The sequence below is a fragment of the Bacillus sp. FSL K6-2861 genome (genome assembly GCF_038630725.1).
GTDB lineage: Bacteria > Bacillota > Bacilli > Bacillales > Bacillaceae > Bacillus > Bacillus velezensis.
Genome location: NZ_CP152037.1, coordinates 1630674 through 1646370 on the forward strand (window position 1 = coordinate 1630674; position 15697 = coordinate 1646370).

Sequence of the window (15697 nt, forward strand, 5' to 3'; positions counted from 1 at the left end):
GTCTTAATTGTCCGGATGGTGTTTACAGATGAGAAGAAGCAAGAAAGAACGCCAAAAATTATTGCAGCAGACGATCAAATCGACACCCTTCATCACAGATGAAGAATTAGCGGGGAAATTCGGCGTCAGCATTCAGACGATCCGTTTAGACCGCTTAGAGCTCTCAATACCGGAGCTGAGGGAAAGAATTAAAAACGTGGCAGAACAAACGCTTGATGATGAAGTGAAATCACTGTCTTTAGACGAAGTGATCGGTGAAATTATTGATCTGGAGCTTGACGGCCAGGCCATTTCCATATTAGAAGTAAGACGCGAGCATGTCTTCAGCCGCAATCAAATTGCGCGGGGGCATCATTTGTTTGCGCAGGCGAACTCACTCGCCGTAGCCGTCATTGATGATGAGCTGGCGCTGACCGCAAGCGCAAATATCCGCTTTACAAGACAGGTGAAAGAAGGCGAGCGCGTCGTTGCGAAAGCCAAAGTGACGGCAGTCGAAAAAGAAAAAGGCAGAACGGTAGTTGAAGTCAACAGCTATGTGGGAGAAGAAGTCGTGTTCTCCGGCAGCTTTGACATGTACCGTTCAAAACAATCATAAAGGTGGAGCATGCATGAGAATAGCTGTAGATGCAATGGGGGGCGACAACGCACCCAAAGCTGTTATTGACGGAGTAATGAAGAGTATTGAGGCATTTGACGATCTTCATATTACGCTGGTCGGTGACAAGACAACGATAGAATCACACTTGCCAACAACATCAGACCGCATCACTGTGTTGCACGCCGATGAAGTGATTGAACCGACGGATGAACCGGTCCGCGCCGTACGCAGAAAGAAAAACTCTTCTATGGTGCTGATGGCGCAGGAAGTGGCTGAAAACAGAGCGGACGCCTGCATCTCAGCGGGGAATACGGGCGCACTCATGACAGCGGGACTGTTTATCGTCGGCAGAATTAAAGGAATCGACCGGCCTGCGCTTGCGCCGACGCTTCCGACCGTTTCAGGCGACGGTTTCCTTCTTTTGGACGTGGGAGCCAATGTCGATGCCAAACCGGAGCATCTCGTCCAGTACGGAATTATGGGATCTGTATATGCCCGGCAGGTTCTCGGAATCAGCTCGCCCCGCGTCGGATTGTTAAATGTCGGCACGGAAGAAAAGAAAGGAAACGACCTGACAAAAAAGACGTTTGAACTATTAAAAGAAACAAACGTGAATTTTGTCGGAAACGTTGAGGCGAGAGACTTGCTCGAAGGCGCTGCTGATGTCATCGTCACAGACGGCTTTACGGGCAACGTCACGTTGAAAACATTGGAAGGTTCAGCGTTATCGATTTTCAAAATGCTGAAAGATACACTGACTTCAAGTTTTGTTTCTAAGCTCGCAGCGGGAGTGCTGAAGCCGAAGCTGATGGAAATGAAACTGAAAATGGACTATTCTGAGTACGGCGGAGCGAGTCTTTTCGGTTTGAAAGCGCCCGTCGTTAAAGCGCACGGCTCTTCTGACGCACGCGCTGTTTACCATGCGCTGCGCCAGGCGAGAGAAATGGTCAGCCAAAACGTGGCCGCATTTATAGAAGAAGAAGTAAAAGAAGAAAAAACAGATGAGTAGTCTGGAGGTTACCGCATCATGAGTAAGATTGCATTTTTATTTCCCGGACAGGGATCACAATATATCGGTATGGGAAAAGACCTGTACGAACGCGAAGAAGCGTCAAAACGTATTTTTGATGAAGCGGATGAAACGCTTGAAACAAAGCTGAGCTCGCTCATTTTTGAAGGCGACGCCGAAGAATTAACCCTTACATACAATGCGCAGCCCGCGCTGTTGACAACAAGCATCGCCGTATTGGAAAAGTTTAAAGAATCCGGCATTACGCCTGATTTCACCGTCGGCCACAGCCTCGGAGAATATTCGGCGCTTGTTGCGGCGGGAGCGATGACATTTAAAGATGCCGTTTACACGGTAAGAAAACGGGGAGAATTCATGAATGAAGCCGTGCCGGCCGGAGAAGGCGCCATGGCCGCTATTCTCGGAATGGATGCGGAGTCCTTGAAAAAGGTAACGGATCAAGTGACGGAAAACGGACATCTCGTACAGCTTGCAAACCTGAACTGCCCCGGCCAGATCGTCATTTCCGGAACGGCAAAAGGCGTGGAGCTGGCTTCAGAAGAAGCGAAAAACAACGGAGCAAAACGGGCAATCCCATTAGAAGTAAGCGGACCGTTCCATTCTGAATTAATGAAGCCGGCAGCGCAAAAACTCGAGGAGGTGCTCAGCGCCTGTGAGTTAAAAAATGCGGCTGTTCCCGTGATTTCAAACGTTTCGGCTGACGTTATGACAGAAAAAGACGATATCAAGAAAAAACTGATCGAACAGCTGTATTCACCTGTTCGCTTTGAAGAAACCATTAACAAACTGATTGACGAAGGCGTCACGACGTTTGTTGAAATCGGGCCCGGAAAAGTGCTTTCAGGCCTTGTGAAAAAAGTGAACCGCCGCCTTAAAACAATCGCGGTTTCTGACCATGAAACCATCGAACTGGCGATTCAAGCGCTGAAGGAGGAGAATCAGGATGCTTAATGAAAAAACAGCAGTAGTAACGGGAGCGTCCCGCGGAATCGGGCGGGCGATCGCGCTTGATCTTGCGAAAAACGGCTGTAACGTAGTAGTCAACTACTCCGGGAATGAAGCGAAAGCGAACGAAGTCGTAGATGAAATCAAATCTTTGGGCCGAAACGCGATCGCGGTAAAAGCCGATGTATCAAATTCCGAAGAAGTACAAAACATGATGAAAGAGGCTGTCGCTGCATTTTCTTCAATCGACATTCTCGTGAACAATGCGGGGATCACAAAAGACAATCTTCTGATGAGAATGAAAGAAAATGAATGGGATGACGTCATTAACATTAACTTAAAAGGTGTATTCAACTGCACGAAAGCCGTGACAAGACAGATGATGAAACAGCGCTCCGGCCGGATTATCAACGTATCATCAATCGTCGGCGTCAGCGGAAACCCCGGCCAGGCGAACTATGTGGCGGCAAAAGCCGGTGTAATCGGCTTAACGAAGTCATCAGCCAAAGAGCTTGCGAGCCGAAATATTACGGTCAATGCCATTGCTCCGGGCTTTATTTCCACAGATATGACGGACAAGCTTTCTAAAGAAGTCCAAGATGAAATGCTGAAGCAGATTCCGCTCGCGCGTTTCGGTGATCCTTCCGATATCAGCAGCGTTGTTACGTTCCTTGCTTCTGAAGGATCGCGTTATATGACGGGCCAAACCCTTCATATTGACGGCGGAATGGTGATGTGAAGATTTGTTTTTAAAATTTCATCCTAGTTTCTCTAGTTTTTTAAAAACGAATCCTCTATAATACTTGAGGGGAGGTGAATTGCTATGGCAGATACATTAGAGCGTGTAACGAAAATCATCGTAGACCGCCTTGGCGTTGATGAAGCTGACGTCAAACTTGAAGCTTCTTTCAAGGAAGACTTAGGTGCTGATTCCCTAGATGTAGTTGAGCTTGTTATGGAACTTGAAGACGAGTTTGATATGGAGATTTCTGACGAAGATGCTGAAAAGATTGCAACAGTCGGCGACGCTGTGAACTACATACAAAACCAGCAATAAGCTGATGCTAAAAGTCCCGCCTGACAGCGGGGCTTTAGCCCTTTAATCGTTCGGTTACCGGCGTCTGACGCTGTACGCGCTGCCGATTCCGTTTACGGGCGGGGAGCGCGGTGAACCTGATGTGCCTATGGAGGTTACTATGTCAAAACACTCACATTTTAAAGATAAAAAAAAGTTCTATAAAAAAATAGAGCAATTTAAAGAGTTCCAAGAACGGATTTCGGTTCATTTTCAAAACGAGAAACTTTTGTATCAAGCATTTACACATTCATCTTATGTGAATGAGCATCGGAAAAAGCCGTATGAAGACAATGAAAGGCTTGAATTTTTAGGTGACGCTGTTTTGGAACTGACGATCTCCCAATTCTTATTTGCCAAATACCCGGCCATGAGTGAAGGAGATTTGACGAAGCTGAGAGCCGCTATCGTATGCGAGCCGTCACTCGTCTCACTTGCCCATGAATTGTCATTCGGCGATCTTGTTCTCTTGGGAAAAGGAGAAGAAATGACGGGCGGCAGAAAGCGTCCTGCGCTTTTAGCGGATGTGTTTGAAGCGTTTATCGGCGCACTGTATCTGGATCAGGGCCTTGACCCGGTTCAGCAATTCCTGAAAGTGTACGTGTTCCCTAAAATAAACGATGGTGCTTTTTCTCATGTGATGGATTTCAAAAGCCAGCTTCAAGAATTTGTACAGCGGGACGGAAAAGGATCGCTTGAGTACAAAATTCTCAATGAAAAAGGGCCTGCCCACAACCGGGAATTCGAGGCGCTAGTCTCTCTTAAAGGTGAGGCGCTCGGTATCGGGAACGGACGTTCTAAAAAAGAAGCCGAGCAGCATGCGGCACAGGAAGCTCTTGCAAAATTGCAAAAACATCATACGAAACAATAAAATCCCCCTGTATCCCTAGGGGGATTTCAGTATGTCTGCGCCTGATATAAGCGGGTGATTATGATAATATTGAGATACTTATACGATAAGGAGGATCTGGGATGTTCCTCAAACGTTTAGACGTTATAGGATTTAAATCATTTGCAGAACGGATATCCGTTGACTTTGTAAAAGGCGTCACGGCCGTTGTCGGTCCGAACGGCAGCGGAAAGAGCAACATTACCGAAGCCATCCGCTGGGTGCTCGGCGAACAATCAGCCCGCTCGCTTCGGGGCGGAAAAATGGAAGATATCATTTTTGCGGGAAGTGATTCGCGCAAGCGGCTGAACCTTGCCGAAGTCACGTTAACGCTTGATAATGAAGATCATTTTCTCCCGATCGATTACCACGAAGTCAGCGTGACGAGACGGGTGTACCGTTCCGGAGAAAGTGAATTTCTCATCAACAATCAGCAGTGCCGCCTGAAAGACATCATTGACTTATTTATGGACTCCGGGCTCGGAAAAGAAGCATTCTCTATTATCAGCCAGGGGAAAGTCGAAGAGATTCTCAGCAGCAAAGCGGAAGACCGCCGCAGTATTTTTGAAGAAGCGGCCGGTGTGCTGAAATATAAAACACGAAAGAAAAAAGCGGAAAACAAACTGTTTGAGACGCAGGATAACTTAAACAGGGTGGAAGATATTCTCCACGAGCTTGAAGATCAGGTCGAACCGCTGAAAATCCAGGCATCAATCGCCAAAGACTACTTAGAAAAAAAGAAAGAGCTTGAGCATGTCGAAATCGCCCTTACCGCCTTTGACATCGAAGAACTGCATGGCAGATGGTCGGGTTTAAAAGACAAGGTGCAGGCTGCTAAAGAAGAAGAATTGGCGGAATCATCGGCTCTGTCCGCAAAAGAAGCGATGATAGAAGAGACGAGAGATAAAATCCATGCGCTTGATGAATCCGTCAACGAACTGCAGCAGGTTCTGCTCGTGACAAGTGAAGAGCTGGAAAAGCTGGAAGGCCGGAAAGAAGTGCTGAAAGAGCGCAAAAAAAACGCCGCGCAAAACCGGGAACAGCTTGAGGAATCCGTTACACATTACACGAACAAAGAAGCCGAACTGAAAGCGGACATTGAAAAACAGTCTGCCGTCTATGATAAACTTCGTGCGGAAGTGAAGCGGTTAAACGCCCAGGTGAAAGAAAAGCAGCAGGCTCTCAGTCTGCATAATGAAAATGTAGAAGACAAAATCGAACAATTAAAAAGCGATTACTTTGAATTGTTAAACAGCCAGGCGTCGATTCGCAACGAGCTGCAGCTTTTAGATGACCAGATGTCCCAATCTGCGGTCCAGCAGGCGAGACTGACAGCAAACAATGAAAAATATCTTGAAGAACGTAACGATATTGCAGTCCGCAAAGCGGCGTGCGAAGAAGAATTGGCCGCCGTTGAAGAGGATATTCACAATCAGGTCGTCCGCTTTCGCGAAGTCCAGACAGCATATGAACAGAAAAAACGCCAATATGAAAAGAAAGAATCTGCGCTGTATCAGGCATATCAATTCGTCCAGCAGGCCAGATCCAAAAAAGATATGCTTGAAACGATGCAAGGCGATTTTTCAGGATTTTACCAAGGCGTAAAAGAAGTGCTGAAGCAGAAAGAGCAGCTCGGCGGCATCCGCGGCGCCGTTCTCGAACTGATTGCCACCGAACAAAAATATGAAACGGCGATCGAGATTGCACTCGGCGCAGCGGCGCAGCACGTTGTCACAGACGATGAGCAGGCGGCGCGGAAAGCGATTCAATATTTAAAACAGAATTCCTTCGGCCGCGCGACGTTCCTGCCGCTTACGGTTATGAAACCGCGCCAGCTTCAAACCCGTGATGAACAGACGGCTCAGAAGCATCCGTCTTTCCTTGGCACAGCAAGCGGGCTTGTCACATATGATGCGGCGTATCGGAATGTCATTCAAAACCTTCTCGGCACCGTGCTGATCACTGAAGATTTAAAAGGCGCGAATGAACTGGCCAAGCTTCTCGGGCACCGCTACCGCATCGTGACGCTTGAGGGCGATGTCGTCAATCCAGGCGGATCAATGACAGGCGGCGCGGTCAAAAAGAAAAACAATTCTCTGCTCGGCAGAAGCCGTGAGCTTGAGACGGTGACTGCGCGGCTTGCCGAAATGGAAGAAAAAACAGCACTGCTCGAAAAAGAGGTCAAAACGCTGAAGCAGGCCATTCAAGAGCTTGAACATACGCTGAGCGGTCTCCGTGAAGACGGTGAAACTTTCAGAACAAAGCAGCAGGATGTAAAAGGCAGGCTGTATGAACTCGAAGTCGCTGAAAAGAACATCAATACCCATCTGGAGCTTTACGATCAGGAGAAAGCATCACTGACGGAAAGCAGCCGGGAAAAAGAGACGCGCAAATCAGCTCTGGAAGAACAGCTGAGTGAGGCATCCGGCCAGCTGAAAGAGCTTGAGGAAGAGATGGAAATGCTGACAAAACAAAAGCAGACCCTATCCTCAACAAAAGAAACGCTCTCTCATGAACTGACGGAATGTAAAGTGGCCGCTGCGAAAAAAGAACAGGCGTGCTCGAGTGAAGAAGACAATCTCAAAAGGCTGAAAAAAGAGCTTGAGGAAACGCAGCTCGCTCTGAAAGAAACACGGGAAGATTTAAGCCTCCTGACCTCAGAGATGACGTCCAGCACAAGTGGTGAGGAGCAGCTTGAAGAAGCAGCCCATCACAAGCTTCACGATAAAACGAGAACGATCGAATTGATCGCCAGCCGGCGCGACCAGCGTGTGAAGCTCCAGCGGGCTCTTGATACGAACGAGCTTGAGCTGAAAGAGATGAAGCGTCTGTACAAGCAAAAAACGGAAATTCTGAAAGATGAAGAGGTAAAACTCGGCCGGATGGAAGTCGAGCTTGATAATCTCTTGCAGTATTTACGCGAGGAATACAGCTTATCCTTTGAAGGGGCAAAAGAACAATATCAGCTTGAACTCGAGCCTGAAGAGGCGAGAAAACGGGTCAAACTGATCAAGCTTTCAATTGAAGAGCTCGGAACGGTCAATCTCGGCAGCATCGATGAATTTGAAAGAGTAAACGAACGGTATCAGTTTTTAACAGAGCAGAAAAATGACCTGACGGAAGCGAAAAACACACTGTTTCAAGTCATTGAAGAAATGGATTCTGAAATGACGAAGCGATTCCATGAAACGTTTATCCAGATCCGTTCTCAATTCAACGACGTGTTCCGTTCTTTATTCGGAGGAGGGCGGGCTGAACTGAAGCTGACTGATCCGAATGATCTTCTTAACTCCGGGGTGGACATTATCGCGCAGCCTCCGGGCAAAAAACTGCAAAACTTAAATCTTTTGTCAGGGGGAGAACGGGCGCTGACTGCCATTGCCCTTTTATTCTCCATTCTGAAAGTAAGGCCCGTGCCGTTCTGCGTCCTTGATGAAGTGGAAGCTGCGCTTGATGAAGCCAATGTATTCAGGTTTGCGCAATATTTAAAAAAATACAGCAGCGACAGCCAGTTTATCGTCATCACCCACAGAAAAGGCACCATGGAAGAAGCGGATGTCCTCTACGGTGTTACGATGCAGGAATCCGGCGTTTCCCGAATGGTTTCGGTCAAACTGGAAGAAACAAAAGAATTCGTTCAGTAACGAGGAAAGAGGTTGAAAGATGAGCTTTTTTAAAAAATTAAAAGAGAAAATCACGAAACAGACAGACTCCGTCTCTGAAAAATTTAAAGATGGTCTTGAAAAAACAAGAAATTCCTTCTCGAATAAAGTGAACGAACTCGTCTCCCGCTACCGGAAAGTCGACGAGGATTTCTTCGAGGAGCTTGAGGAAGTGCTGATTGGCGCTGACGTAGGTTTTACAACCGTTATGGAGCTGATTGATGAACTCAAAAAAGAAGTGAAGCTGAAAAACATCCAGGATCCTCAGGAAGTGCAGTCCGTCATTTCTGAAAAGCTTGTCGACATTTATAACAGCGGCGACGAACAGATTTCTGAATTAAATATTCAGGACGGGCGCCTGAACGTTATTCTGCTTGTCGGGGTAAACGGCGTCGGAAAAACGACAACAATCGGAAAACTTGCCCATAAGCTGAAGAATGAAGGCAAATCCGTTGTGCTCGCTGCCGGAGACACCTTCAGAGCCGGGGCGATTGAACAGCTTGAAGTGTGGGGGGAGCGTACAGGCGTGCCTGTCATTAAACAGGCTGCCGGAAGCGACCCTGCTGCGGTTATTTATGATGCCGTACACGCGGCTAAAGCAAGAGGAGCGGATGTGCTGATTTGTGATACGGCCGGCCGCCTTCAGAATAAAGTAAACTTAATGAAAGAGCTTGAAAAAGTCAAACGCGTCATCGAACGCGAAGTGCCTGAGGCTCCGCATGAGGTTCTCCTTGCGCTTGATGCGACGACAGGCCAGAATGCGATGGCGCAGGCGAAAGAATTCTCCAAAGCGACGAATGTGACGGGTATCGCGTTAACGAAGCTTGACGGCACCGCAAAAGGCGGTATCGTCTTGGCGATCCGCAACGAGCTTCACATCCCCGTGAAACTGGTCGGCCTCGGAGAAAAGGTTGACGATCTCCAGCGGTTTGATGCAGAATCTTACGTATACGGTCTCTTTTCTGATTTAGTTGAAAAAGCCGAGGATTAATGAATAAAAAACGAGTATAAAATGGACGGTTTTATACTCGTTTTTTTATACGCATTGATAGATCGGAATGGAGGGGGCAATTGTTGGACAAATGGCTGCAAGCTGAATTGGAAAGTAAGATCGGCGCGATAAACCATATGTCGCTGTTGGATGAACAGGGAGGCACTTCAACCGTTCGAAAAATAGTGACCGGCCAAGACGCATTTCTGCTGAAAAGTTCTTTTCAACAGAAGTATCGGGAATGGTTAATGAGAGAAGCCTTCGTTTTACAAAAACTGACGGAAACTCGTCGTCTGCCTGTTCCTATTTATTATGGGATGATACAGGAACAGCATGCCAGCCATATCATCATGTCATTTGAGGATGGAATCACCCTGACTTCGGCTTTAAGAAAAGCAAAAGGGGATACCGAAGAGAAAAAGCTGATCAAAAGTTTCGGCCGGTTTCTGCAACGGCTGCATGAAACCGAAATGGTCCCTGGTTTACAGCCGGAATCAGACTGGCTCGATCTGCAAATCAAACGAGCCGGGGAATATGTCAAAAAAGGACAGGCTGAAGGAAGTGCAGAGCTTTTGAAGGAATTGGACAGGGACAGGCCTGTGCCTGTTCAGCAGACAATGATACACGGTGACTGCACGACTGATAATGTGCTGGTGAAAGACGGAGAGGTCTATCTGTTTATCGATGCTGCGGGAATATCGGCGGGAGATCCGCGATATGATGAATCATTAGCGATCAGTCATTTTGTCACAAATGAAGCATGCCTCAATGCTTTTTACGAAGGCTATTGCCGCTATCGTGTATCAAAACAAGAATTCGAGTATTTTAACGACGGTCTATATGAATTTTTTTTAAAAAACTTATTATGTAAAAAGAGCATCCTGCTTTGACAAGATAAAAACTTGACACACGCTCTGAAACCATGTAAACTAAGTTTTTGTAAAGGGATTTGACTTAACAAAGGGGAGAGCTCAAATGTCGCTCGAAAAAACGACGAGAATGAACTATTTATTTGACTTCTATCAGTCGTTGCTGACGTCAAAACAAAAGAGCTATATGTCGCTTTATTATCTGGACGATTTCTCCCTTGGTGAAATAGCCGAAGAATATGACGTTTCAAGGCAAGCCGTTTACGATAACATCAAACGGACTGAAGCGATGCTTGAACAATATGAAGAAAAACTGCTCCTTTTTAAAAAGTTTCAGGAGCGTAAAGAAATGTTTACAAAGCTGAAAGAGCTTGCTTCCGGGTTGCAGGAAGAGGAAAAAATGACGGCTCTGATTGAAGCGCTTGAGAAATTAGATTAGGAGGCGGCAAACAATGGCATTTGAAGGATTAGCCGACCGACTGCAAAAGACGATTTCAAAAATCCGCGGAAAAGGAAAAGTCAGCGAACAAGACGTAAAAGAGATGATGCGTGAAGTTCGTCTTGCGCTTCTTGAGGCTGACGTTAACTTTAAAGTCGTAAAGGATTTTGTGAAAAAAGTAAGTGAACGGGCTGTCGGACAGGACGTTATGCAGAGTCTGACACCCGGTCAGCAGGTTATTAAAGTCGTAAAAGAAGAGCTTACCGAGCTGATGGGCGGCGAAGAAAGCAAAATTGCCGTCGCCAAACGCCCCCCGACCGTTATTATGATGGTCGGGCTCCAAGGTGCCGGTAAAACGACAACCACGGGGAAGCTTGCCAACCTGCTGCGCAAAAAACATAACCGCAAACCGCTGCTCGTGGCTGCGGATATTTACCGCCCCGCCGCGATTAAACAGCTGGAAACCCTGGGGAAACAGCTTGATATGCCGGTCTTTTCGCTTGGCGATCAGGTCAGCCCGGTGGAAATTGCCAGACAGGCGATTGAAAAAGCGAAGGAAGAGCATCATGATTATGTGATTTTAGATACCGCCGGACGGCTGCACATCGATCATGAACTGATGGATGAGCTCTCCGGCGTAAAGGAAGTCGCAAATCCTGAGGAAATTTTCCTTGTCGTCGACTCAATGACCGGTCAGGATGCGGTAAACGTCGCCAAAAGCTTTAATGACCAGCTCGGTTTAACGGGTGTCATTTTAACAAAGCTTGACGGGGATACCCGCGGAGGTGCGGCGCTTTCTATCCGCGCGGTCACCGAAACGCCGATTAAATTCGCCGGAATGGGAGAAAAGCTCGATGCTCTTGAAGCGTTCCATCCTGAACGGATGGCATCCCGGATTCTCGGAATGGGTGACGTGCTGACGCTGATTGAAAAAGCTCAGGCGACCGTTGATGAAGACAAAGCCAAAGAGCTTGAGCAGAAAATGAGAACGATGAGCTTCACATTGGATGATTTTCTGGAGCAGCTCGGCCAGGTCCGAAACATGGGGCCTCTTGACGAACTGCTGCAAATGATGCCCGGCGCAGGCAAAATGAAAGGCTTAAAAAACATCCAAGTCGATGAAAAACAGCTGAATCATGTGGAAGCGATCATTAAATCAATGACTGTTCTTGAAAAAGAACAGCCGGATATCATTAACGCCAGCCGGCGGAAGCGGATTGCCAAAGGAAGCGGAACATCCGTTCAGGAAGTCAACCGTCTTTTAAAGCAGTTTGAGGAAATGAAAAAAATGATGAAGCAGATGACCAACATGACAAAAGGGAAGAAAAAAGGCTTTAAATTACCTTTTATGTAATCGGTTATACATGATAAAATCGTTGTTAAGAAAAAACACTTTACAAACACTTTTATCATTGTTAATATACTATCTTGTTGAAATATTTTCGGAGGTGCTAGTAAAATGGCAGTAAAAATTCGTTTAAAACGTATGGGAGCAAAAAAATCTCCTTTCTATCGTATTGTTGTAGCAGATTCTCGTTCACCGCGTGACGGCCGTTTCATCGAAACAGTCGGCACATACAATCCGGTTGCAAAGCCGGCTGAAGTGAAAATCAACGAAGAGCTTGCTCTTAAATGGCTTCAAACAGGAGCTAAACCTTCTGATACAGTCCGCAACTTGTTCTCAAGCCAAGGAATTATGGAAAAATTCCACAACGCTAAACAAGGCAAGTAATGACTGATCAGAACTTGGAAGATTTGATTGTCAGCATTGTGGCTCCGCTTGTCGACCATCCGGAAGACATAACGGTCACAAAGGAAGAGACTGATCAAAAGATTGCGCTGCGCTTATCTGTCAATAAGTCAGATACCGGTAAGATTATCGGAAAGCAAGGCCGGACTGCAAGAGCGATTCGAACCGTCGTTTTTGCAGCTGGCGCACAGTCTTCTAAGAAAGTTCAATTTGAAATATTTGACTGAAAAAGGGAGAGGGCCGGCACCTCCCCTTTTTTTACACGTAAAAAAGGCAAATGAACAGAAATATGTTGGAAGAGTGGGGAGTCTGGTCCTATGCAGATTATTCACAGGGTAACCGTTATGCAGGTTCTGACCGAGCAAAGCAAGGAAAAGCTTTTGGCCTCTTTTGCAGAAAAAAAGCAAACGCTTGAACGAGAATGCAGCCAGCTCTATTTTCAGCTTAGAAAACATGAAAAAGATCAGCAGAATCCCGATGTAGCGGAATCTTTTAAAAAAGCCATTGAGAAAAGACAAGACAAAATCAAAATGATCGATTTCCAAATAAGCCAGACAGAGTCGCTCCCGCTTGGAAGCGAAGTGAAGGAAAAGGAGATCGATGCGCTGCTTTCAATCAACGTCGGTGATAACTGGCATGAAAAAACAGCGGCAAATACCATCGTCATAAAAGACGGGGTAGTAATTGAAATCCGCCCGAGGTGATAATATGACAAACAGATGGTTTAATGTAGGCAAAATTGTAAATACCCACGGCATTAAAGGCGAAGTGCGGGTCATTTCTAAAACGGACTTTGCCGAAGAACGGTACAAGCCCGGCAATACGCTCTATTTGTTTGCGGAAGGGGCTGCGGAGCCAATCAAAGTAACGGTCAGCGCCCACAGGCTTCACAAGCAGTTTCACCTGCTGCAATTCAAAGAAATGCCGAGTCTCAATGAAGTCGAGCACCTGAGAAACATGGTGATCAAAGTCCCTGAAGAAGACTTGGGAGAGCTTGAAGAAGATGAATTTTATTTTCATGAAATCATCGGCTGCGAGGTTGTGTCAGAAGACGGGGAACTGATCGGCACAGTGAAGGAAATCTTGACGCCCGGGGCTAATGACGTATGGGTGGTTGCAAGAAAAGGCAAAAAAGATGCGCTCATTCCGTATATTGCTTCTGTGGTAAAGGATATTAATATAAATGAGAAGAAAATTAAGATTCATGTAATGGAAGGGTTAATAGACGAATGAAAATCGACTTTTTAACACTGTTTCCCGAAATGTTTCAAGGGGTGCTCGGCTCATCCATTCTGCAAAAAGCACAGGAAAAAGAGGCTGTCCGTTTTGACGTTATCAATTTCCGGGCTTTTTCGGATAATAAACACCAAACGGTTGATGATTACCCGTACGGCGGGGGAGCCGGGATGGTGTTAAAGCCGCAGCCCGTATTTGATGCGGTTGAAAAGCTGACAGCCGGTACGGACGCCAAGCCGCGCATTATTCTCGTCTGCCCGCAAGGTGAGCGTTATACGCAGAAGAAAGCCGAAGAGCTGGCGGAAGAGGAACATCTCATGTTTATTTGCGGACATTATGAAGGGTATGATGAACGGATCCGGGAACATCTTGTCACTGATGAAATCTCCATCGGGGACTTTGTGCTGACCGGGGGAGAGCTCCCTGCCATGATGATCGCCGACAGCATTGTCAGGCTTTTGCCGGGCGTCCTCGGAAAAGAAGCATCCCACGTGGAGGATTCCTTCAGCACGGGGCTTTTAGAGCATCCGCACTATACGAGGCCTGCAGATTATAGAGGCTTAAAAGTGCCTGAGACCCTTTTGTCGGGCAACCATGCCAAAATACAAGAATGGCGCAATAAAGAATCAATCAGAAGAACCTTTTTAAGACGTCCGGATCTTCTTGAAAACTATCCTCTCACTGATGAACAAAGAAAATGGATTTCCGAGTGGGAAAACGAATAGATTCTATTGCGCAGGCGATGAAGATATGATAAGATACTACTTGTGGCTTAAGGAGGCTTATCCTTCAGAAGCTTGAAAACGATGTTCCGCTGTGCCTTGCAGTTGTGGCCAAGAGCATCTGTTGGAAGGAGTTGAAAACGATGCAAAAACTAATTCAAGATATCACAAAAGAACAGCTTCGCACTGATCTTCCTGCGTTCCGTCCTGGTGACACTTTACGTGTACACGTAAAAGTTGTTGAGGGTAACCGTGAGCGTATCCAGATCTTCGAAGGTGTTGTGATCAAGCGTCGTGGTGGTGGAATCAGCGAAACGTTCACAGTTCGTAAGATTTCTTACGGTGTTGGCGTTGAACGTACATTCCCTGTACACACACCAAAAATCGCGAAAATCGAAGTTGTACGTTACGGTAAAGTACGTCGCGCTAAGCTTTACTACCTGCGTGAACTTCGCGGAAAAGCGGCTCGTATTAAAGAAATCAGACGATAATGATAACGAACGAAAAGAGCTTGTTACCCGTAACAGGCTCTTTTTTTATATGAAATTTGTAAAAGCAGAACAAGCAACGTAAAATACATAAGAGATCATCGGAACATCCGGTTCCGGTAAATAAGGCAGGTGTCGAAGTCACATGACCATTCAATGGTTCCCGGGCCATATGGCTAAAGCGAGACGGGAAGTAACAGAAAAACTGAAATTAATTGATATCGTATACGAATTGGTGGATGCGAGAATCCCGATGTCATCGAGAAATCCGATGATTGAGGAGATTTTAAAAAATAAGCCGCGCATTATGCTTTTAAATAAAGCCGATAAGGCGGATGCGGCTGTGACTGCCCAGTGGAAGGACCACTTTCAGGAACAGGGCATTCCCTCTCTTTCAATAAACTCCGTTAACGGGCAGGGACTGCATCAAATCGTGCCGTCCTCAAAAGAGCTGCTGAAAGATAAGTTCGATAAAATGAAAGCAAAAGGCGTTAGGCCAAGAGCAATCCGCGCATTAATCATCGGCATTCCGAATGTCGGCAAATCTACGCTCATTAACCGGCTGGCCAAGAAAAACATTGCCAAGACGGGAGACAGGCCCGGCATTACCACTTCACAACAGTGGGTAAAGGTAGGCAAGGAATTAGAGCTGCTCGATACACCGGGAATTTTATGGCCTAAATTTGAAGATGAGCTTGTCGGCTTGCGCCTGGCGATCACCGGGGCGATTAAAGATACGATTATCAACCTGCAGGATGTGGCCGTCTTCGGGCTGCGCTTTCTGGAAGAGCATTATCCCGACCGTTTGAAGGAGCGCTACGGACTTCAGGAAATCCCTGAGGATATCGCCGCTCTTTTCGACGCGATCGGTGAAAAACGCGGCTGTTTGATGGGCGGCGGAATGGTTGACTATGATAAAACAACGGAAGTCATCATTCGGGACATCCGGACGGAAAAATTCGGCAGGCTTTCATTTGAAACACCATCAGAATAAAGACGCGCA

18 protein-coding genes are annotated in these 15697 nt (G+C 46.7%); all 18 read left to right on the forward strand.

The window, feature by feature from the left end; genetic code table 11:
* Window positions 1–28: 28 nt before the first annotated feature.
* Window positions 29–595, forward strand: coding sequence for a transcription factor FapR (fapR, locus tag NYE62_RS08090; protein ID WP_003154320.1), 567 nt, complete (start codon window positions 29–31; stop codon window positions 593–595).
* Window positions 596–608: 13 nt separating this feature from the next.
* Window positions 609–1607 carry a phosphate acyltransferase PlsX gene (gene plsX, locus NYE62_RS08095; RefSeq protein WP_007409758.1) on the forward strand — a complete coding sequence of 333 codons (999 nt, stop codon included), beginning with the start codon at window positions 609–611 and terminating at the stop codon, window positions 1605–1607.
* An 18-nt stretch (window positions 1608–1625) separates the two neighbouring features.
* Complete coding sequence (gene fabD / locus NYE62_RS08100; protein ID WP_144464373.1) at window positions 1626–2579, forward strand: ACP S-malonyltransferase; 954 nt, start codon at window positions 1626–1628, stop codon at window positions 2577–2579.
* Entirely contained in the window at window positions 2572–3312 is a 741-nt protein-coding gene (fabG, locus tag NYE62_RS08105; RefSeq protein ID WP_003154312.1) for a 3-oxoacyl-[acyl-carrier-protein] reductase, read from the forward strand. The genes fabD and fabG overlap by 8 nt, the downstream gene beginning before the upstream one ends.
* A gap of 84 nt (window positions 3313–3396) precedes the next feature.
* Window positions 3397–3630: an acyl carrier protein gene (gene acpP / locus NYE62_RS08110; protein ID WP_003154310.1), complete on the forward strand. Its 234-nt coding sequence runs from the start codon at window positions 3397–3399 to the stop codon at window positions 3628–3630.
* Window positions 3631–3769: 139 nt separating this feature from the next.
* A complete protein-coding gene (gene rncS, locus NYE62_RS08115; RefSeq protein ID WP_007409760.1) occupies window positions 3770–4519 on the forward strand; it encodes a ribonuclease III in 750 nt (249 codons plus the stop codon).
* A gap of 101 nt (window positions 4520–4620) precedes the next feature.
* Window positions 4621–8181, forward strand: coding sequence for a chromosome segregation protein SMC (gene smc, locus NYE62_RS08120; RefSeq protein ID WP_342497353.1), 3561 nt, complete (start codon window positions 4621–4623; stop codon window positions 8179–8181).
* A gap of 19 nt (window positions 8182–8200) precedes the next feature.
* Window positions 8201–9190 carry a signal recognition particle-docking protein FtsY gene (gene ftsY, locus NYE62_RS08125; RefSeq protein ID WP_003154301.1) on the forward strand — a complete coding sequence of 330 codons (990 nt, stop codon included), beginning with the start codon at window positions 8201–8203 and terminating at the stop codon, window positions 9188–9190.
* Between the two features lie 83 nt (window positions 9191–9273).
* Window positions 9274–10080, forward strand: a complete 807-nt coding sequence (locus NYE62_RS08130; protein WP_342497354.1) for an aminoglycoside phosphotransferase family protein — start codon at window positions 9274–9276, stop codon at window positions 10078–10080.
* 85 nt (window positions 10081–10165) lie between these two features.
* The gene (locus NYE62_RS08135; RefSeq protein ID WP_003154299.1) at window positions 10166–10498 is read left to right on the forward strand and encodes a putative DNA-binding protein; all 333 of its coding nucleotides are present in this window, start codon (window positions 10166–10168) and stop codon (window positions 10496–10498) included.
* A gap of 13 nt (window positions 10499–10511) precedes the next feature.
* The gene (gene ffh / locus NYE62_RS08140) at window positions 10512–11852 is read left to right on the forward strand and encodes a signal recognition particle protein (RefSeq protein WP_007409763.1); all 1341 of its coding nucleotides are present in this window, start codon (window positions 10512–10514) and stop codon (window positions 11850–11852) included.
* A gap of 105 nt (window positions 11853–11957) precedes the next feature.
* Window positions 11958–12230: a 30S ribosomal protein S16 gene (rpsP, locus tag NYE62_RS08145; protein ID WP_003154296.1), complete on the forward strand. Its 273-nt coding sequence runs from the start codon at window positions 11958–11960 to the stop codon at window positions 12228–12230.
* A complete protein-coding gene (locus tag NYE62_RS08150) occupies window positions 12230–12475 on the forward strand; it encodes a KH domain-containing protein (protein WP_007611392.1) in 246 nt (81 codons plus the stop codon). The genes rpsP and NYE62_RS08150 overlap by 1 nt, the downstream gene beginning before the upstream one ends.
* Window positions 12476–12565: 90 nt before the next feature.
* Entirely contained in the window at window positions 12566–12952 is a 387-nt protein-coding gene (locus NYE62_RS08155) for a YlqD family protein (protein WP_003154291.1), read from the forward strand.
* Window positions 12953–12956: 4 nt separating this feature from the next.
* Window positions 12957–13481 carry a ribosome maturation factor RimM gene (gene rimM, locus NYE62_RS08160; RefSeq protein WP_003154290.1) on the forward strand — a complete coding sequence of 175 codons (525 nt, stop codon included), beginning with the start codon at window positions 12957–12959 and terminating at the stop codon, window positions 13479–13481.
* The gene (gene trmD, locus NYE62_RS08165) at window positions 13478–14209 is read left to right on the forward strand and encodes a tRNA (guanosine(37)-N1)-methyltransferase TrmD (protein WP_095060046.1); all 732 of its coding nucleotides are present in this window, start codon (window positions 13478–13480) and stop codon (window positions 14207–14209) included. The genes rimM and trmD overlap by 4 nt, the downstream gene beginning before the upstream one ends.
* A gap of 140 nt (window positions 14210–14349) precedes the next feature.
* A complete protein-coding gene (rplS, locus tag NYE62_RS08170; RefSeq protein ID WP_003154288.1) occupies window positions 14350–14697 on the forward strand; it encodes a 50S ribosomal protein L19 in 348 nt (115 codons plus the stop codon).
* 142 nt (window positions 14698–14839) lie between these two features.
* Window positions 14840–15688 (forward strand): ribosome biogenesis GTPase YlqF, encoded by an 849-nt coding sequence (gene ylqF / locus NYE62_RS08175; RefSeq protein ID WP_007409766.1) that lies wholly within the window; start codon window positions 14840–14842, stop codon window positions 15686–15688.
* Window positions 15689–15697: the final 9 nt, after the last annotated feature.

What these genes read in the sequence shown, in the direction of transcription:
- fapR (WP_003154320.1), top strand. Translation starts at nt 29, where the DNA reads ATGAGAAGAAGCAAGAAAGAACGCCAAAAATTATTGCAGCAGACGATC.
- plsX (WP_007409758.1), top strand. Translation starts at nt 609, where the DNA reads ATGAGAATAGCTGTAGATGCAATGGGGGGCGACAACGCACCCAAAGCT.
- fabD (WP_144464373.1), top strand. Translation starts at nt 1,626, where the DNA reads ATGAGTAAGATTGCATTTTTATTTCCCGGACAGGGATCACAATATATC.
- fabG (WP_003154312.1), top strand. Translation starts at nt 2,572, where the DNA reads ATGCTTAATGAAAAAACAGCAGTAGTAACGGGAGCGTCCCGCGGAATC.
- acpP (WP_003154310.1), top strand. Translation starts at nt 3,397, where the DNA reads ATGGCAGATACATTAGAGCGTGTAACGAAAATCATCGTAGACCGCCTT.
- rncS (WP_007409760.1), top strand. Translation starts at nt 3,770, where the DNA reads ATGTCAAAACACTCACATTTTAAAGATAAAAAAAAGTTCTATAAAAAA.
- smc (WP_342497353.1), top strand. Translation starts at nt 4,621, where the DNA reads ATGTTCCTCAAACGTTTAGACGTTATAGGATTTAAATCATTTGCAGAA.
- ftsY (WP_003154301.1), top strand. Translation starts at nt 8,201, where the DNA reads ATGAGCTTTTTTAAAAAATTAAAAGAGAAAATCACGAAACAGACAGAC.
- NYE62_RS08135 (WP_003154299.1), top strand. Translation starts at nt 10,166, where the DNA reads ATGTCGCTCGAAAAAACGACGAGAATGAACTATTTATTTGACTTCTAT.
- ffh (WP_007409763.1), top strand. Translation starts at nt 10,512, where the DNA reads ATGGCATTTGAAGGATTAGCCGACCGACTGCAAAAGACGATTTCAAAA.
- rpsP (WP_003154296.1), top strand. Translation starts at nt 11,958, where the DNA reads ATGGCAGTAAAAATTCGTTTAAAACGTATGGGAGCAAAAAAATCTCCT.
- NYE62_RS08150 (WP_007611392.1), top strand. Translation starts at nt 12,230, where the DNA reads ATGACTGATCAGAACTTGGAAGATTTGATTGTCAGCATTGTGGCTCCG.
- NYE62_RS08155 (WP_003154291.1), top strand. Translation starts at nt 12,566, where the DNA reads ATGCAGATTATTCACAGGGTAACCGTTATGCAGGTTCTGACCGAGCAA.
- rimM (WP_003154290.1), top strand. Translation starts at nt 12,957, where the DNA reads ATGACAAACAGATGGTTTAATGTAGGCAAAATTGTAAATACCCACGGC.
- trmD (WP_095060046.1), top strand. Translation starts at nt 13,478, where the DNA reads ATGAAAATCGACTTTTTAACACTGTTTCCCGAAATGTTTCAAGGGGTG.
- rplS (WP_003154288.1), top strand. Translation starts at nt 14,350, where the DNA reads ATGCAAAAACTAATTCAAGATATCACAAAAGAACAGCTTCGCACTGAT.
- ylqF (WP_007409766.1), top strand. Translation starts at nt 14,840, where the DNA reads ATGACCATTCAATGGTTCCCGGGCCATATGGCTAAAGCGAGACGGGAA.